The sequence below is a fragment of the Clostridium sp. RTP31139st1_H3_RTP31139_211217 genome (assembly GCF_040227035.1).
GTDB classification, from domain to species: Bacteria; Bacillota; Clostridia; order Clostridiales; family Clostridiaceae; genus Clostridium; species Clostridium saudiense.
On sequence record NZ_JBCOAB010000006.1, the window covers coordinates 24,007 to 41,968 of the forward strand.

Sequence of the window (17,962 nt, forward strand, 5' to 3'; positions counted from 1 at the left end):
GGTACCATCCAAAATTTATACTTAATTAAAATAACGGTATTAACCGATAAGAGCTACTAAAAGTTCACCCTTATAGCTCATGAGCGAGTTCAAAAATATAATTTATAGACTCGCAGCAACCGTCTACTCTCTGAAAAACCATGGATTCTTTACTACTCTCATTCCTAGCAATATTTATTTTATTTTCTATAATATTACTATATTGCTTTATATTTGTCAATGAACATAATTATTTTATTTATCAACTCTATTTCTATCTTTTCCATTATAAAAAGCTTTAATATTTTCTACAACTTCATTAAATAATCTTTCACGCGCCTCTATGCTTGCCCATGCAATATGTGGTGATAAAAGAAGCTTATCTTTATTTTTTATTGATAATAAAATATTATCTTCACCAACTGGCTCTGTCTCATAGACATCTAGCGCAGCCCCTCTTATTTGCTCTTCCTCAATAGCCCTAGCTAAATCCTTTTCTACAACAATAGGCCCTCTGCCCATATTTACTAGTATTGCACTACTCTTCATCTTAATTAATGCTTCATAATTAATTAATCCCTTTGTATTTTCATTTAATGGAGCATGTATAGAAATAATATCACTTTTTTCTAATAACTCTTCAAAAGATACTTTTTTAAATTGAGTAGAAGAGTTTTTGCCAGAAGTAGAATAATATATTACCTCCGCACCAAAAGCTTCTGCTATCTTTCCTACCCTATTTCCTATTGCTCCTAGACCTATAATTCCCCATACTTTATTTTCAATTTCATAATAAGGTTTATTTAAACATGTAAAAGATCCTGATTTTGAATATTCACCCTCCTTTACATACCTATCATAATATACTACTTGATCTAATAGTCCTAGTGCACTAGCAAATGTATGTTGAACTACAGCATTTGTTGAATATCCAGCTACATTAGCTACCCCTATTTTATGCTCTTTAGCATAATCTATATCTATGTTATTAAATCCTGTAGCTGTTTCTGCAATGAATTCAAGATTTTTTGCATCTTTCATGTTATTTCTATTTAACACTACTTTATTAGTTAATATTATATTAGCATCCTTTATTCTTTCAACTACTTGACTTTCATCTGTAGCTTCATAATATTGCACTTCTCCAATTTCATTAAGTTTTTCTATACTAATATCTCCTAAAGTTTTACCATCAAGTATTACTATTTTTTTCATTTATAAATCCTCCCGAAAATTTCTATAAAAAAAGAGCCACATCAAAAATATATTCACATATACCTTTGATGCAGTTCTATTATTGGTGCAGATGGTGGGACTTGAACCCACACGAGGAATCCCTCAATAGACCCTCAATCTATCCTGTCTGCCTATTCCAGCACACCTGCGCAAAATTTAAAAACTATAATATAATTTTATGTTATTAATAAATTAATTTCAAGTATATTTTTCCATTTATTTCTTTAAAGCCTTTAGTATCTTTACAATATTGTCTAAATCCTCATTACTTAAATCATCAAAATTATCAAGCATACTCTTAATATCTTCAATGACTTTTTCCTCATATGTTTTTTCTATCTTTTTACCGCCATTTATTATGTATAATGTAATACTAGTTGTTATAACTCCTATAACACCTATACCTATAATCATTAATAAAACAGCAATTGCTTTACCTAATTGAGTTTTTAATAAAATATCACCATACCCAACCGTAGTAAATGTTACAAAACTCCACCATAAAGCATCTCCTATTGACATACCTTCAACTATAGATATTAATACAGCCCCTATTACTATAAAAATAGTAGAAACAACTAATAAAAAATTTAACCTACTTTTTCTAATTTCATCCTTGACTCTTATTTTAAATTTTATTGCACAAATAATTAACATAATAGATTTAATAGCTTTTATACAATATGAAGAATTAACTTTTGAAGGAATAATAGTAAAACCTAAAACTCTAACATAAAATCTTATAGAAAATATTGAAAACAAATCTATTAAATTTTCTTTTATAAATTTCCTTTTTTCTTTACTTATTGCAAGTCTTGTAACGTAATCACCTATAAATATCAATCTGACTATATTATCAATATAATAAAATGTCCAACTTACCTCTTTGGGAATATTAATGAAAATTTCTATAATCAACATTAACGTTAACATAAGCGCAAGCAATCCTATAAAAAAATCATATACACATTTCTTATTCATACCCTTGCCTCATAAAATATAAATTTATATATTTATATTTATGTTATATGTAACTGATATATGATGAATAAAAAATCAAAGGACTATTGCATTTACGCAATAGTCCTTTATTATAATTAACATCTTCCATACATTTTTGTATACTTGTAAATTTTATCTGCTAATTCAGTATTATAACTACCTTCTTTAGCTCTCCATTTCCAGTTATTTCCTAAAGTTGATGGGAAGTTAACCCTTGTCTCATTTCCAAGATTTAAGAAGTCTTGCATTAATGCTACTGAAACATTTGCAACACTACTCCATGCTCCTCTTATAAAGCCCCAGTTATATCCTTCTTCTTCTGATAATGCTAAATACTCTTTACAATACTCAACATCACTCTTACTTCCTGTTAACTCAAACCATCCTCTAAAAGTATCATTATCATGTGTTCCTGTATATGCTATACAATTTCTTGTATAAGTATGAGGTAAATAATTACTTTCTTCTCTTGCATCAAAAGCAAATTGTAATACTTTCATTCCTGGGAATCCTGTTTCTTGTAAGAAATCAATAACCTCATCTGTTAAATACCCTAAATCTTCTGCAATAACATTTATTTCACCTAATGTTTCTTTAATTGCCTTAAATAATTTAATTCCAGGTCCTTTAACCCACTTACCATTAATAGCAGTATCTTCACCATAAGGAATTTCCCAATAGCTTTCAAAACCTCTAAAGTGATCAATTCTAACTACATCATAAAGCTTTAAGCTTTCTTCTACTCTTTTAATCCACCACTTATAGCCTGTCTTCTCCATATAGTTCCAATCGTAAAGAGGATTCCCCCATAGTTGTCCTGTTTCTGAAAAAGCATCTGGTGGACATCCAGCTACTGATATTGGTTTTAACGTATCTTCATATATTAAATATGCTTCTGGATTACTCCATACATCAGCACTATCTTCTGCCACATATATAGGAATATCACCTATAATATTTATTCCTTTTTCATTAGCATAACTCTTTAATTCATTCCATTGTCTAAAGAATAGGAATTGAATAAAAGACCAAAATCCTATTTCATCAGACAATTCGTCTTTGTATCTATTAATTGCTTCTGGTTCTCTCTTCTTGATATCTTCATCCCATTCTTGCCAACTAACTAGTCCAAATCTACCCTTAACTGCCATATAAAGCGAGTAATCATCTAACCATGAATCATTTTCTTTTGTAAACTCTTCAAATTTGGCTTTTAAATCTATATTATTTAGCTTTTTAAAATTTTCATAAGCTCTTTTTAATACTATATATTTAACTTCATATAAACGCCCATAATCAATATATTCTTCATTATCTCCATAATTTTCATTTACATAATCTTCTTTATTAAGAATTCCTTCTTTATTTAAAATATCAAAGTCTATGAAATATGGGTTTCCAGCAAATGCTGAAAATGATTGATAAGGTGAATCCCCATATCCAGTTTGTCCCAAAGGCAATATCTGCCAGTATTTTAACCCTGATTTAAATAAAAATTCAACATATTCATACGCTTCTTTACCAAAAGTACCAATACCAAACTTCCCTGGTAAAGATGCAATATGCATTATAACCCCTGCACTTCTTTCCATATAATTCTGCTCCTTTTATCACGATAATTTTAATTGATTATATTATATTTACGTTAATAAATATTTTATTTTTTATTAATACAAGAACTTGATTCTCTCTCTAAAAGTTCTGTATCTAATAAAATATGTTTATTCTCTCCGTTGCCCTTTAAAAGTTCGAATAATATCTCTACACTCTTCTCAGCCATTTCTTTTTTAGGTTGCTTTATAGTTGAAATTCCTGGGTTATAATAACAACTAATATCCATACCATCAAACCCTAATATAGATACATCCTTACCTACAACTAATCCACTATCTACAACTGCTCTAGCTGCACCTATAGCCATAAAATCTGAAATTGCAAAAATTGCAGTAATATCTTTTCTACGTTTTAAAAACTTTAATGTTTCTTCGTAAGCTTTTTTAGTGTCATAATCTCCAATAAGTAAATTATCATCATTTACTTCAATATCATATTCCCGTAAAGCCTTTATATATCCCTTATATCTCCACCAACTAACACAAAAGTCATTTTCCTCACCTATCATTAATGCTATGTTTGTATGGCCTTTTTTTATAAGATATTCTGTAGCAGAATAGGAAGCTTGAAGATTATCTATCCCCACAGTAGAATATTTATCTCTACCTAAAGGTGATACAGTATTAACTGACGTTAAGACTACTGGAACATCAATATTCTTGAAACTATCTTCATCTAAATCAATAAAGTTACCTCCAAGGCAAATTATCCCTTGTAATCTCTTTTCTTTTACAAATGAAATTATGTTTTCTACTTCATGCTCTAACACATAATCATTTTGTTGTAAAATCATTGTATAATTTTTTTCGTTAATTTTGCTTCCAATAACATTAATAAGCTCAGAGAAAAATGGATTAAAAACCCCTTTTACTAAAACACCTATATTTTTAGTATTATTTTGTTTTAATATTCTAGCACTATTATTGGGTACATAATTACTTTCTCTAATAACTGCTAAAACTCTTTCACGAGTACTTTCTTTAACATCAGGATGATTATTTAAAACACGGGATACAGTACTAACTCCAACCCCGGATATTTTCGCGATATCCCTTATATTCATCAATATACCTCCTCAAAAAAATATTTATGGTATCGTTACCTGTAAAATCTAAAAAAATACGATATGGACCACACCAAAAACATTTTTTATATTGGAGTGATTCATTAATCTTACTAAATATTACACCAATGAGTCACTTATGTCTATACATGATTAAATAATACTTTCACTAAATATATTTGTTTTAAATACCCTCCATTCGGTACCGTTTCCAAATATAATTGTATCTTATAATTTTAATATTTTCAATATTAAAATTGCTTTTTTATTCCTAAATAAAAAAACATTATCCTCATTAACATTGCATTGTTAAATTCCCTTATATCATAGGACGTTATTTTTTGTATCTTATCTAATCTATATAACAAAGTATTTCTATGAATAAACAATTCTTTAGCTGCTTCACTTGTATTTAAACCACACTTGAAATACGTTTCTATAGTTCTTATCATTTCTCCATCTAAATTCGATATTTTCGATGCAAATTTGTCATACATTCTAAGTTTCATCTCATCTGAAATTGAATCAACTATCACTTCTAATATTAATTCATTGTCATCAAAAATTTCACAATTAACTTTATACTTAATTGCTATTTGAATTTTTTTAAGATTTTCAATATATGCTTGTCTTATCTTTTTGTAATTACTTACTTCACAATAACTAATATAGCATTTTTTATTAAATTGTGTATTTATAATTTCTTTTATTTTTTTTGCATGATTAATAGTCTCTTGTAAATCACCTATTACTATTATATTTCCATTATATAATACAACTTCTACTTCGGTATTTATATAACTTTTCTTAATACATGCTAATATATTGTTAGTGTCTCCTTCAACAAATATATTCATTAATTGAAATGTTCCATTTAACCGTGGCCATATATCTAATATTATTGACTTTTCCACCTCATTATCATCTAAGAGCATAGAAATTAAATTTTCTTTTTCAATAATTATGCTTTTAAGTGCACTTTGTAAACAAAACATTAATAAATCAATTGCTAAATTGTGTTGATTATTTACCATAACCTTATAATCTACACCTTTATATTTAATAGCTTTTTCCACAGTACTATTTGCATTTTTAAATTTTGGTGTAGTATATTTACCAATTCCTTCAATATTCAATTGAAATGGTATTTGTGAATTATTATATATTTCATTAACTAAGGTATCAATATTTCTCAAACTATCTCCTCCTAATACCCCATATACTATTGGTGTTTTGATAAATAATTCCCACTCAATTTAAGGATATTTCCACCAATTAAATAAATTGGTAGAAATATTAGGAGATTCTAATTACCCTTAAATTTACAGTTTCGGTATCGTTTTCAATGTTATTATATACTATTTTCAAAATATTCTCAAGATTTTTTTTCTTTCCAAATAAAGAATATGATCTTTAATAGTACAGCATCATTAAAATCTCTTATATCATAATTTGTATACTTTTGAATCTTATCTAATCTATAAATTAATGTATTTCTATGAATATATAATTCTTTTGCAGCTTCACTTAAATTTAATCCACATTTAAAGAAAACTTCCATAGTTCTTATCATTTCATTATCTAACTTTGATATTCCTTTTTCAAACCTATCATATACACCTTTTTTCATTTCTTCCGAAACTGAGTCTATTATACCCTCTAAAATAATCTTGTTTGCATCAAATATTCCATCAATAATATTATATTTAAATGCTAAATCAATTTTATATCTTGTATCGTCATAATGTTTTTTTAATGTTAAATAATTTTCAACATTGCAATAACTAATATAACACTTACAAGTAATTACACTTTGTATAGTATCCTTAATGCTTTTAGCATGTTCTAGCATGTCTTCAAATTTTCCAAACATAAGGATTTGACCTTTATAATTTATAATATCTACTTTACTACATGAATATCCCTGTTTAAGATATGATATTATTTCATCCTTATAATTATCAATATATATATTTATTAAATCAAAATCTTTTGTTAGCACTGGCCAACTAGCTTTAATTATTTCTTCTTCAATTTCCTTACCATCTAACAATGCTGAAATAATACTCTTTTTACTTAAAAATACTTTATTTAACCTTTCTTCTACATAAAGTTGTAATAAATCAAGTGTAACACTAAATGCTGCATTTATTTTGATGCAGCACTCAGTGTTATTATAAATAAATCTCTTATTAACTTCATTTTGAGCAATTTCAAATTGCGGTGTAGAATATTCCCCTACATCGTGCATTATTAATTGGAAAGGTATTTTACAACTGTTATACACTTCATTTACCAGTTTCTCAATACATTTCACAATATCTCCTCCAACGAATTAATTATTATACAACTCTTAATTCTGTTTCCTTATCAAATACATGTAACTTTTCTGCCTTTAAGTAAAGACTTGCTACTTCACCAATCTTTAATTCTGTACTACCTTCAATTTTAATGTTCAGCGGATTATTTCCACATTTTGTATATATATAACTTTCTGAACCCATAAGTTCAATAACTTCTACATGCCCTTTTACAATGCTTCCTGGATTAGCTGCAATTAAATCTGCATCATCACTCAAGTGTTCTGGTCTAATACCAAATGTTACTGACTTACCAACATATCCAGATTTTGTTAATATTTGAGCCTTTTCAGCTGGTAATATTATTTTATTTTCACCAAATACCGCACAAACATCATTTCCATATTTTTCTACTTTTCCTTCTAAGAAGTTCATTTGAGGGCTTCCTATGAATCCAGCTACAAAAAGGTTAGCTGGATTATTGTAAATATTTATTGGAGAATCGACTTGTTGAATAACTCCATCCTTCATTACAACGATTCTAGTACCCATTGTCATAGCTTCTACTTGGTCATGTGTTACATATATAAATGTAGTTTGTAACTTTCTATATAACTTAGTTATTTCTGTTCTCATTTGAACTCTTAATTTAGCATCTAAGTTTGATAAAGGCTCATCCATTAAGAATACTTTTGGATGTCTTACGATAGCTCTTCCTAATGCAACTCTTTGTCTTTGACCTCCTGATAAAGCTTTTGGCTTTCTCTTTAATAGGTGTTCAATATCTAATATTTTAGCTGCTTCAGTTACTTTTTGTTCTATTTCAGCTTTTGGAACTTTTCTTAATTTTAATGCAAATGCCATGTTATCGAATACTGTCATGTGTGGATATAATGCGTAGTTTTGGAAAACCATTGCTATATCTCTTTCCTTTGGTTCAACATCGTTAACTAGCTTGTCCCCTATATATAATTCCCCTTTAGAAATATCTTCTAGCCCTGCAATCATTCTTAAAGTTGTTGACTTACCACATCCTGATGGTCCAACGAATACAATAAACTCTTTGTCTTCAATTTCTAAATTAAAATCTTTAACTGCTGTTACATCCCCTGGATATATTTTATAAATATGTTGTAATGATAAATTTGCCATTTTTTATTCCTCCCATAAATCAACTTCTAAATTTATTAACTTCATTTGATATATTTATTGTACAACCTGTAACTGTTTTCATCCATATGCAATATTTACAAATATGTTACCTTTATTTTGTATATTTATCTAAAACTATTATTAAAATGATATTTTTTACATAATATATAATAAACTAAAAGACATATAGAAAACAACTCTCTATATGCCTTTATGCTAATTTCTTTTATTCAGTTTCTTTTTCCATTTGCTTTTTTAATTCATGAGCAAATTCTTTTTGTTCCTTTCTTTCTTCTTTTTCATACTTTCTTATTTCTTTATCTAAATCCTTTGCTATCTTTTCAGCTCCTTTTTCTTCTTCTTTAAATTCCTTCTTTAATTCATGTTGTTTTTCTCTTTGTGCCTTTTTTTCTTCTCTTTCCTCTTCTTTCATTTGATGTTTTATTTCATGAGCAAATTTTTTCTCTTCATGTCTTTCATGTCTCTCTTCTTTTCTTTCTTCATGATGAATTTTCATTTCTTCGATTGATTCTTTTATACTCATAATAAAATCTCCTTTTATAAAAATTATTTTACAGCATCCAATACCTTTTCATAATTGGGTTCATTTATTACATCATTACAATATTCAACATATGTAATTTTATTATTTTCATCTACTACAAATATAGCCCTAGTTAAAAATCCAAACTCTTGTATCAATGTTCCATATTGTTTACCAAAGCTTTTTTGTTTAAAATCTGATACTGTTTTTACTCTATCAACACCAGCATTTCCACACCATCTTACTTGTGCAAATGGTAAATCCATTGATACTACATATACTGTAACATCATTTAATTTTGAAGCTTCTTCATTAAATTTTCTTACCTCCATATCGCATACAGAAGTATCTATTGATGGTACAGTTACAAATATTCTTTTTCCTTTTGTGTCATTCAACTTTACATCTTTTAAAGTGTTATCTACCACTAAGAAATCAGGTGCATCATCTCCTACTTTAAGCATGTTTCCAACAAGAGTAATAGGATCACCATTAAATGTTATTTGCATAAATTACACCTCCCTTAAACTTATTAATACTTGCTACATTAATATAGTTCCCCAATAGTATGTAATTTAATTATTTCAATAACAAAATCCAAAGATATATTAATTACATCTTTGGATTTTATTATATTTATAGTTCTATCCACTCAATTATGGTATTTTCTTTTATAAATCCTCTCTTTTTATATAGTTCATAAGCTACCTTATTTTTCTCAATTACTATTAGTCCTATTTTATCAACATTTTTATCAACTAGAAATTTTATAGCAGTTTCCAAAAGTTTTTTCCTAATCCTTTATTCCTTTACCCAATACTTGCTACAATCCTTTGATCTATCTAAAAATCCATATTCAATTAAATATCTTCTTATAGTAGCATTATCTTCATATATTCTTTTTAATGTTTTATTTATATCTTTTTCAGAATAGATTTTACCCTTACGAAAATTTTTCATTATTTCTTCTAAAATTATAATTTTCTTTTTTTCCTTTGCAGGGAAATTTTTAAGTGCTCCTTCTTCTGTCATATAACTTTTAACAGTTTGTAATTTTTCTTTATCTGTAATGTTATACCTATCATCTAATGTTGTTGCACCAGCATGTGAATCACATATTTCTTCATTATCCATTTTACAAATATTTTTACTTGTATGAGACGCTAATAATTCCATCATTGATAAGAATAATTTTGCTTGCTTTTCCTTTTCTCTTAGCTTATATCTATGATTTCTAACTGTAGATGCAGCTACACCAAGTTTATTAGCTATTTCTTTATCACTTAATCCTTGTACAATTAAAACAATTAACTCTCTCTGCACTTCAGTAATACCTGTATATGCTGTATTCATATTTAACAAATAATCTAACATAGACTTATGATATTCTTTTATATGCAGTTCCATAGCTTTTTTAGCTTCATATAAATATGAATTAACTTCATAAATCCTCCCCTTTGTATAAACTTCATTACAAATTAAACATTTATAATACTCATCTCTTTCTATATAGCCCTTTTTTATATCTTCTATCTTTGAATCCCATAACTCATTTTTATTTTCATTGCTCATTTTCTCTTACTCCTTTTCTTGCTCTTAAAATTATTATATAGATACTTTCTATTTTTGTCTATTATTTTATAGATATTTTTATCTTTTGTTTATTATATTGTTGCTTTATATTGATTTCATAGAGAAGCTCATAATCATATTGAACCATATTAGTAATTTCAATTATCAAAATTATAAATTTGCAACTTTACTTAAAAGAAAAAGTCAGCATAAAATGCTGACTCATAAATTAATCACTATATTTTAATTATATCCACAAAAGTTTCATTATAAGTAATTTGTCCACCAATATCTGAAATACCACTATTAGTTAAAACATTAGGATTACCATGTTTTTCCCACCAACCAACAAACATCATTACAACTTTATCACTAATTGAACTATCTATTTTTATCCTTACTTTTATTTGTCCATTCTCTGACTTTAAATATACTATTTCATCATTATCTATATCTAAACTTTTTGACATATTTTCATTAATATATGCAATAGACATTCCCTCTTCATCTATAAAATGTTGACTTGATAAACTATCTCTTCCATGATTAGTTAATAATCTTATCTTTGCTTTATTTTCACTACATTTAACTTTATTATTAAGATCATATAATCTTATAATTTCAAATTTCCTACTTTTAGTCATAAACTTTTTATCTTCCCAAGCAATATTTTTATGTAAAGTAAGATAGTTACTTTTTATAAACTCTAAATTTATATTACTATTAATATGTTTTAATGGCTCTATTACTTTTTCTAAATAATCTGTCTTTTCTACATAGGGATAATCATTTAAGTTCATTTCCTTTGCTAATTCCATGAAGAAATAATATTCATCCATTAATTTTTCCCTAGGTTCTATTAATTTCTCATTGTATATTAAATAAGGATTCATCATTGAACTAAATAATAAATCTTCACTTTCAAGTTGACTACTCGTTGGTATAATCAAATCGCATACCTTTGCAGTATCAGTCATAAACATATCAAAGCACACCTTAAAATCTATCTTAGATAGGGACTTTTTCAATTTATTTACATTTGGAAGCTGATTTACTAAATTGCTTTTAGTTATTACAGCCATTTTTATTGGAATGTTTAAGTCATAATCACTTTCCTTATCTTTATTACAGATAAAAATATCATTCTTGTAATATGTTTTACCTAAAGAACATTTTTCTATAAACTCATTAATCTCACTAGTATAAAAATATCTATTAGAAGCTGCTTTTTCACTATTATAAGGATCACTATTTAATATTTTAGGATAAACTTTATTAGCATAATTTACTCCCCCACCACTAAATCCTATTTGTCCTGTTATAGCGCCTAAAGCATCTATTGCTCTAATAGTAATTCCGCCATTTTTATATTTCTGCATTCCAAAACCTAATAAAATAGTAGAATACTTTTCACAATATAATCTTACTAATTCATTAATTTCATTAATTTCTACTCCACATTCAAGACTTAACTCTTCAATATTTAAAGATAAAACATATTCTTTATATTCTTCAAATCCATTAACATATGATTTTATATACTTTTCATCAAAAAATTCATTTTCAATTATTACCTTTCCTATTGCTAATGCTAGGGCTAAATCTCCATTTGGCTTAATTCTAATATATTTATCACTTAAGGTTGCAGTTGCAGTTTCTATTGGATCTATAACTATTATTTTGCTTCCATTTGCTTTAGCTTTTCTTATCATTTGCATAGTATGTATTGTTGTATTAGCAGGGTTTTTACCCCATACAAAAATATTATTACTATTCATCATATCTTCTAATGAATGACTTTTAGAATCTCCAAAATCTAATTTTTGTGCCGCAATTCCTGCACTCCAACAAGGTCCACCCTTGGCTAAACTAACACCACCATAAAAATTAAAGAATTTTTCACCTATACTTTTTAATAATGAACCATTTCCATATTGCTCATAATATAAAATAGATCTGCTTCCAAATTCATTTTTATAATCTTTTAATCTTTTTGCCATAATATCTATGGCCTCCTTAAAAGATATTTCTTTCCATTCTCCATTTACTTTCAATAAAGGATTATATAATCTTTTCTCATGATTTACTCTTTTTAAATGCGCTAAACCTTTCTTACATATAAATCCCTTAGTATAAGGATGTCCTTCATCTCCTTCTATTTTTACTACTTCATTTTTATCTATATATACATTAAATTTACAACAATCTGCACAATCTAATGTACAACCATGACTTAATTTTTTCATTTGCTTCCCCCTCAATTATTGCTTAATTAATGGCCTTTATTCAGAAATTCTAATTATACTTCATTTATTTTTATTATAACCTTTATTATTTATATAAAAAACTTTTTTATTATTAATAGTATTTCTTTATCCAATAACTGATAATAATAAAACTATTGAAGTTGCAATAATTTATATTCTAATAATTTCCTCTTATATTTATTTTATTTATATTTTCATGAAAACTTTTACTAATGCTATACTAGTATTATATCAATTTAATTGGAGGTGATAATAAAATGAAAAACTTTGATATAATCACTAACGATAGAGAACATCATTCTAAACTAGTCCTTAAAGGTCTTCTCGTTGGAATTATTGCTGCTTTTGTAGTTGTATTATATAGATTTGCATTATCCTATGCAGAAGATTTTTCATTTTTTATTTATTCATTTATTAAAGATAAAAAATATCTTATACCAATATGGTTCATCATTTTAATACTATTAGCCTTTTTTATAGGAAAACTAATAGATAAAGAACCCTACATAAGTGGAAGTGGTATTCCACAAGTTAAAGGTGTAATGGGAGGATATATAAAAAATAGACCTCTCTCAATTATAATCAATAAATTTATTGGAGGCACACTTTGTATTGTCTCTGGTTTATCTCTAGGAAGAGAAGGTCCTTCTGTACAACTTGGCTCCAGCGTAGGTGATATAGTAAGTAAAAAATTCAAAAGTACAAGACTTGAAAGAAGACTTCTTATAAGCAGTGGTGCTACTGCTGGATTAGCTGCAGCATTTAATGCCCCATTATCAGGTGTCTTATTTTCTCTAGAGGAAATTTATAAATATTTTTCACCTCTTGTATTAATATCAACAATCACGGCTGCGGTTGTTGCTGATTTTATTTCAAAACAGTTTTTCGGATTAAATCCAGTATTTAACTTCTCAACCTCTCAAGCTATTCCTTTAAATAATTATTGGATATTATTAATATTAGGAATTTGCTTAGGAATTTTCGGTGCTTTTTATAACTGGATAACATTAAAGACGCAAGATTTATATGCTAAATTAAAATGTTCTACTTCAATAAAGCTAATGATACCTTTTTTACTTGCAGGAATCTTAGGCTTATTATTTCCTATAGTTTTATGTGGTGGTCATGCAATAGTTGAAGAATTGTCTTTAACAACAACTTTAAGCTTACTTTTATTAATGCTTGTAGCAAAATTTTTATTTTCTATTATATCCTTTGGTTCTGGTGCTCCTGGTGGTATTTTCTTTCCACTTCTAATTATTGGTGGAACCTTTGGTGCAGTATTTGGTTATATTGCAATTAATTATCTTGGAATAAGTCCTACACTATTTAATAATTTTATTATAATTTCTATGGCTGGGTACTTTACTGCAATAGTTAGAGCTCCTATTACAGGAATAATTCTTATTACAGAAATGACTGGGTCATTTACACATTTATTATCACTTTCAGTGGTATCTATAATTTCATATATAGTTGCTGATTTACTAAAAAGTACTCCTATATATGACTCATTACTTAAAAGACTTTTACTTAAAAATAATATTAATGAATATCACAGTAAAAGTACAAAAAAAATTATTATTACTAACGTAGTTCACTTTGGTTCCAAAATAGAAAAAACATACTTAAATAATCTTAAACTACCTGAAAACACTCTTATTGTTTCAATTAAGCGTGATGAAGTTTCTATTGTTCCAAAAGGAAATACTCTTATTAAAGCTGGCGATACGATTCTTACTATGACTGATTTAAAGAATGAATGGAAAGTTAGAGAGCTAATGGATTCATTAACAACTATAGAATAGAAAAAGGCAAATTAATCTTTATAAGGTTAACTTGCCTTTTATATCAATTATCTTTTATTAATTTATATTTCATTTCATTCCATAACTTTATAGAAAAAACTCCTGTTATTATCAAAGTAATAACTATCATTACAGTATTAATAATAGAGCCATCAAAACTTTCCCCTAAATAACTATATAAAAATATAGCAGGCATATTTGACACTGTAAATATTAAGGTAAATTTCTTAAAACTAATCCCCATATATGATGATACAAACACTATTATATCTGTAGGCGCCACAGGGCACAAAACACCTACTTCAAGTATCTTATAATTGTATGAATCAATAAGTTCTATTATTTCTGGATGCTTTTCGCTGATTTTTTCTTTCAATCCTTTAAATAAATTAATTCTCGCAACAAAAAAAACTATTATATCACTTATTAAAACTCCCACTAATGATAGTATAACTGCCTTTTCTGGTTCAAAAATCAATCCTCCTAATATCATTAATGTAACACCGGGAATAAGACTAATTAATCTAATACACCATAATATTACAAATATAAATTCTGAATATTTCATAGAATCAATCAACTGCCTTAAAGAATCTACACTAAAATCTATATTTAAATTACTAGCTAAAGTTTTAACCCCTATAATACTCAATGCAATTGCTATAATAATAAAAATAGCTATATAGGATTTTTTATTTTTATTCACTATTTATAATCCACTCCTCTTATATGAATTAACTTTCTTATCATTTATTTATTATAAAATAACTTTTCATAATTTCATATTAATTTACTATTAAATTTCTATTAACGTAATAAAGTATTAATAATTTTTTGTTATTGTCACAATAAAAATGCATATATTATAGTAATATAAATTTCTGGAGTTGAAATAATTGTCAAAGAAAACTGATTGGGGTAAAGTAGTCAGGGAAACTGTTAATGATATAATTTGTGCTATTAAAACACCTTCTTCAAAACCTAAACAACCGAATTGTCCAAATCCTAAAGCTCGAATATGTATTTTAATACTTATTGGAATTACATTACTTTTTTCTGGAATTGGTATCTATAGTTGGATAATAATAATCATGTTGTTTATTATTTTATCTTTTGTCTAAAAAAAAATTTGTATTATTAAAAAATTTATGTTATTATAAATCCTGCGAGTAATACATGCAATCGCTGCTAGCTTTAAGCTAGGAGAGGAAAGTCGGAGCTCCATAGGGCAGGGTGCTGGTTAACGGCCAGTCAAGGCGACTTGAAGGATAGTGCAACAGAGATATACCGCCAGAAGTTTTTTAACTGAGTTCATTTTATATGACTGGTAAGGGTGGAAAGGCGAGGTAAGAGCTCACCAGCATGGTGGTGACATCATGGCTATGTAAACCCCACCTGGAGCAAGACCGAGTAATGGCATTATGGGATTGCCCGTCCCGCCATGTGGTGTGTCGCTTGAGCTTACTGGTAACAGTAAGCCTAGATAGATGATTGCTTAATACAGAACTCCGCTTACGGATTATCTCGCATCATGAAAAACACTAGGTTTGAGTCTAGTGTTTTTTCTTTTTTACTATAAAACTGACAATTTAATTTCAAATAAAGAAAAAAGGTATAAGTCTTACATTTTAGTAAAACTTATACCTTATATTTTTAATAAAAACTAAATGGATCCTCTTCAACTTTAGAAGTTATGAATTCAACATCAGAAAACTTTTCCTTTAATCTTTCCATTACGTTAAAGAAAGTAACTTGCTCAGATGCGAAATGTCCAACATCTAATATGTTTATTCCCATTTCCTTATAATCAGAAGCAAAATGATATGTTGTATCACCAGTAATAATACAATCAGCTCCCTTTGAAACTGCTTTAGCAATAAAATCTTGACCACTACCATTTATTATTGCAATTTTAGAAACTTTATCTTTACCTTTAACAACTCTTAAATTAGATATATTTAAAGCACCTTTAATTTTACTTACTAGCTCTTCTAAAGATATTTCTTCATCTAAAGATACTAATCTCCCTAATCCAGCACTATCATCTCTATTATTCTTTTCTAATATTATAGAGTCATTAAATCCTAATATAGAAACAATAGTATGATTTAATCCATTTTCTACTGAATCTAAATTGGTATGGCTTGCATAAAGAGAAATATCATTTTTTATAAGTTCTATTATTTTTTTACCTTGCAAAGTATCAGTTGTAATACTACTAGGCTTTCTAAAAATAAGAGGATGATGAGTTATAATTAAATCAACATTTTCGTCTTTTGCTTCTTCAATTACCTTTAAAGTACAATCTAATGCTAATAACACTTTTTTAACTTCTTTATTTCTATCCCCAACCATTAAACCAACATTATCGAAATCTTCTTTTAAGCATATTGGTGCTAATGTTTCCATTTCTTTAATAACATTATTTACTTTTATCATAAAATCACCTTATAAATAATTTAACATACTAGTTATAATACTAATTTTCTCTTTTATTTCTTCTCTTCTCTTATTTGCACTTACAGTTGCTTCAGTTATAAATCCTAAAATTTTATTATATTCATCTATTTTATTTTGTAAGAAATCTTTCATTAATGAATGTTTACTTCTTAATAATATTGGACTTATTTCATAATATATACTATCAAGTTCAGTTGTTTGACCTTCTGCACTTCTTACTTTAAATAATTCATAATATATTCCTTCATCAAGGCATAAGTCTTCCTTTATAATCTCATAATTATTTTTATATAAATACTCTCTTAATACCTCTGGATTTTGTGCTGGCACTAAAATTAAATATTCAGCAGATTTTACTTTTTCTAAATCAGCTTCTAATATATCTCTGATTAAATTACCACCCATACCTGCTATTACAACTTCATTAGCTTCATTTACTTCTAGTGGCTCAAACCCTCCACCTAATCTAAATTCTAATTCGTCTCCAGCACCTTCAAGTATTGCATTTAATCTCGCCTTATCTAATGGGTCTTTATTAATATCACAAGCAATAGCTTTATTACATATTCCTCTTTCTAGTGCTATTAACGGAACATATCCATGATCAGTCCCTATATCTGCAAGTACTTCTACATTTTCTAAATTTTCGATTATAAATTCTATTCTATTACTAACTTCCATTTTAACTACCTCTATATATATTATTTAATCATTTGCTCTAATATTTTATATTATTTTTAAATCCAAGCTTATTATTTATATTATGGCTAGCTCTTATAACACTTCTACCTGTTTTTAGGTTGGATGTAATAACAGATAAGCCACTAGACTAGTTTCCTTGGGACATAACAAATTTCAATCTTCACATAGAGTTAACACTCTATGCTAAAGCTAAAAATTCAGTTTATCTTGACTTTATTAAGTTATGCTATTTTAAAAATTTTATTTAATTAAATTTACCTACT

17 protein-coding genes, 1 tRNA gene, 1 other RNA gene and 1 other annotated feature (1 of these 20 cut by a window edge) are annotated in these 17,962 nt (G+C 27.3%); of the genes, 3 read left to right on the top strand and 16 right to left on the bottom strand.

Annotated elements, in window-relative coordinates; translation table 11 throughout:
- Window positions 1-175 (bottom strand) — a binding site (T-box leader) (it extends 19 nt beyond the left edge of the window).
- A gap of 59 nt (window positions 176-234) precedes the next feature.
- The 13 genes from ABUA17_RS04060 to ABUA17_RS04120 all read right to left on the bottom strand — a co-directional run bounded on the left by ABUA17_RS04060 (window position 235) and on the right by ABUA17_RS04120 (window position 12,708).
- The gene (locus tag ABUA17_RS04060; protein WP_042396341.1) at window positions 235-1,194 is read right to left on the bottom strand and encodes a D-2-hydroxyacid dehydrogenase; all 960 of its coding nucleotides are present in this window, start codon (window positions 1,192-1,194) and stop codon (window positions 235-237) included.
- An 83-nt stretch (window positions 1,195-1,277) separates the two neighbouring features.
- A tRNA-Leu gene (locus ABUA17_RS04065) sits at window positions 1,278-1,364 on the bottom strand.
- A 67-nt stretch (window positions 1,365-1,431) separates the two neighbouring features.
- Complete coding sequence (locus tag ABUA17_RS04070; protein ID WP_042396343.1) at window positions 1,432-2,196, bottom strand: potassium channel family protein; 765 nt, start codon at window positions 2,194-2,196, stop codon at window positions 1,432-1,434.
- Between the two features lie 116 nt (window positions 2,197-2,312).
- Window positions 2,313-3,809, bottom strand: coding sequence for a 4-alpha-glucanotransferase (malQ, locus tag ABUA17_RS04075; RefSeq protein ID WP_042396345.1), 1,497 nt, complete (start codon window positions 3,807-3,809; stop codon window positions 2,313-2,315).
- Between the two features lie 65 nt (window positions 3,810-3,874).
- Window positions 3,875-4,894 (bottom strand): LacI family DNA-binding transcriptional regulator, encoded by a 1,020-nt coding sequence (locus ABUA17_RS04080; RefSeq protein WP_042396347.1) that lies wholly within the window; start codon window positions 4,892-4,894, stop codon window positions 3,875-3,877.
- A 251-nt stretch (window positions 4,895-5,145) separates the two neighbouring features.
- Window positions 5,146-6,090, bottom strand: a complete 945-nt coding sequence (locus tag ABUA17_RS04085; RefSeq protein ID WP_055275778.1) for a PucR family transcriptional regulator — start codon at window positions 6,088-6,090, stop codon at window positions 5,146-5,148.
- Between the two features lie 179 nt (window positions 6,091-6,269).
- Window positions 6,270-7,211, bottom strand: coding sequence for a PucR family transcriptional regulator (locus ABUA17_RS04090; RefSeq protein ID WP_195951061.1), 942 nt, complete (start codon window positions 7,209-7,211; stop codon window positions 6,270-6,272).
- Window positions 7,212-7,236: 25 nt separating this feature from the next.
- Window positions 7,237-8,346: an ABC transporter ATP-binding protein gene (locus tag ABUA17_RS04095; RefSeq protein ID WP_055291494.1), complete on the bottom strand. Its 1,110-nt coding sequence runs from the start codon at window positions 8,344-8,346 to the stop codon at window positions 7,237-7,239.
- Window positions 8,347-8,572: 226 nt separating this feature from the next.
- Window positions 8,573-8,890 (bottom strand): hypothetical protein, encoded by a 318-nt coding sequence (locus tag ABUA17_RS04100; protein ID WP_042396353.1) that lies wholly within the window; start codon window positions 8,888-8,890, stop codon window positions 8,573-8,575.
- 23 nt (window positions 8,891-8,913) lie between these two features.
- Window positions 8,914-9,399 (bottom strand): thiol peroxidase, encoded by a 486-nt coding sequence (gene tpx, locus ABUA17_RS04105; protein ID WP_042396355.1) that lies wholly within the window; start codon window positions 9,397-9,399, stop codon window positions 8,914-8,916.
- Window positions 9,400-9,526: 127 nt separating this feature from the next.
- The gene (locus tag ABUA17_RS04110; RefSeq protein WP_207743371.1) at window positions 9,527-9,673 is read right to left on the bottom strand and encodes an N-acetyltransferase; all 147 of its coding nucleotides are present in this window, start codon (window positions 9,671-9,673) and stop codon (window positions 9,527-9,529) included.
- 18 nt (window positions 9,674-9,691) lie between these two features.
- Entirely contained in the window at window positions 9,692-10,462 is a 771-nt protein-coding gene (locus ABUA17_RS04115; RefSeq protein WP_055291493.1) for a DUF2087 domain-containing protein, read from the bottom strand.
- A 236-nt stretch (window positions 10,463-10,698) separates the two neighbouring features.
- Window positions 10,699-12,708 carry a molybdopterin-dependent oxidoreductase gene (locus ABUA17_RS04120; protein ID WP_055291492.1) on the bottom strand — a complete coding sequence of 670 codons (2,010 nt, stop codon included), beginning with the start codon at window positions 12,706-12,708 and terminating at the stop codon, window positions 10,699-10,701.
- Between the two features lie 278 nt (window positions 12,709-12,986).
- Between ABUA17_RS04120 and ABUA17_RS04125 the strand changes: the two genes are divergently transcribed.
- The gene (locus ABUA17_RS04125) at window positions 12,987-14,537 is read left to right on the top strand and encodes a ClC family H(+)/Cl(-) exchange transporter (protein WP_055291491.1); all 1,551 of its coding nucleotides are present in this window, start codon (window positions 12,987-12,989) and stop codon (window positions 14,535-14,537) included.
- A gap of 43 nt (window positions 14,538-14,580) precedes the next feature.
- Here the strand turns inward: ABUA17_RS04125 and ABUA17_RS04130 are convergent, their stop codons facing one another.
- Entirely contained in the window at window positions 14,581-15,243 is a 663-nt protein-coding gene (locus tag ABUA17_RS04130) for a TVP38/TMEM64 family protein (protein WP_349817955.1), read from the bottom strand.
- A gap of 190 nt (window positions 15,244-15,433) precedes the next feature.
- On the opposite strand from ABUA17_RS04130, the gene ABUA17_RS04135 reads away from it, so the two are divergent.
- Both ABUA17_RS04135 and rnpB read left to right on the top strand, forming a co-directional pair.
- Window positions 15,434-15,658: a hypothetical protein gene (locus ABUA17_RS04135; protein WP_042396364.1), complete on the top strand. Its 225-nt coding sequence runs from the start codon at window positions 15,434-15,436 to the stop codon at window positions 15,656-15,658.
- A gap of 45 nt (window positions 15,659-15,703) precedes the next feature.
- Window positions 15,704-16,068, top strand: an RNA gene (rnpB, locus tag ABUA17_RS04140) — RNase P RNA component class A.
- A gap of 122 nt (window positions 16,069-16,190) precedes the next feature.
- On the opposite strand, the gene ABUA17_RS04145 is transcribed toward rnpB, so the two are convergent.
- Both ABUA17_RS04145 and ABUA17_RS04150 read right to left on the bottom strand, forming a co-directional pair.
- A complete protein-coding gene (locus ABUA17_RS04145) occupies window positions 16,191-16,973 on the bottom strand; it encodes a Nif3-like dinuclear metal center hexameric protein (RefSeq protein ID WP_172676148.1) in 783 nt (260 codons plus the stop codon).
- 12 nt (window positions 16,974-16,985) lie between these two features.
- A complete protein-coding gene (locus tag ABUA17_RS04150) occupies window positions 16,986-17,678 on the bottom strand; it encodes a tRNA (adenine(22)-N(1))-methyltransferase (RefSeq protein ID WP_042396367.1) in 693 nt (230 codons plus the stop codon).
- Window positions 17,679-17,962: the final 284 nt, after the last annotated feature.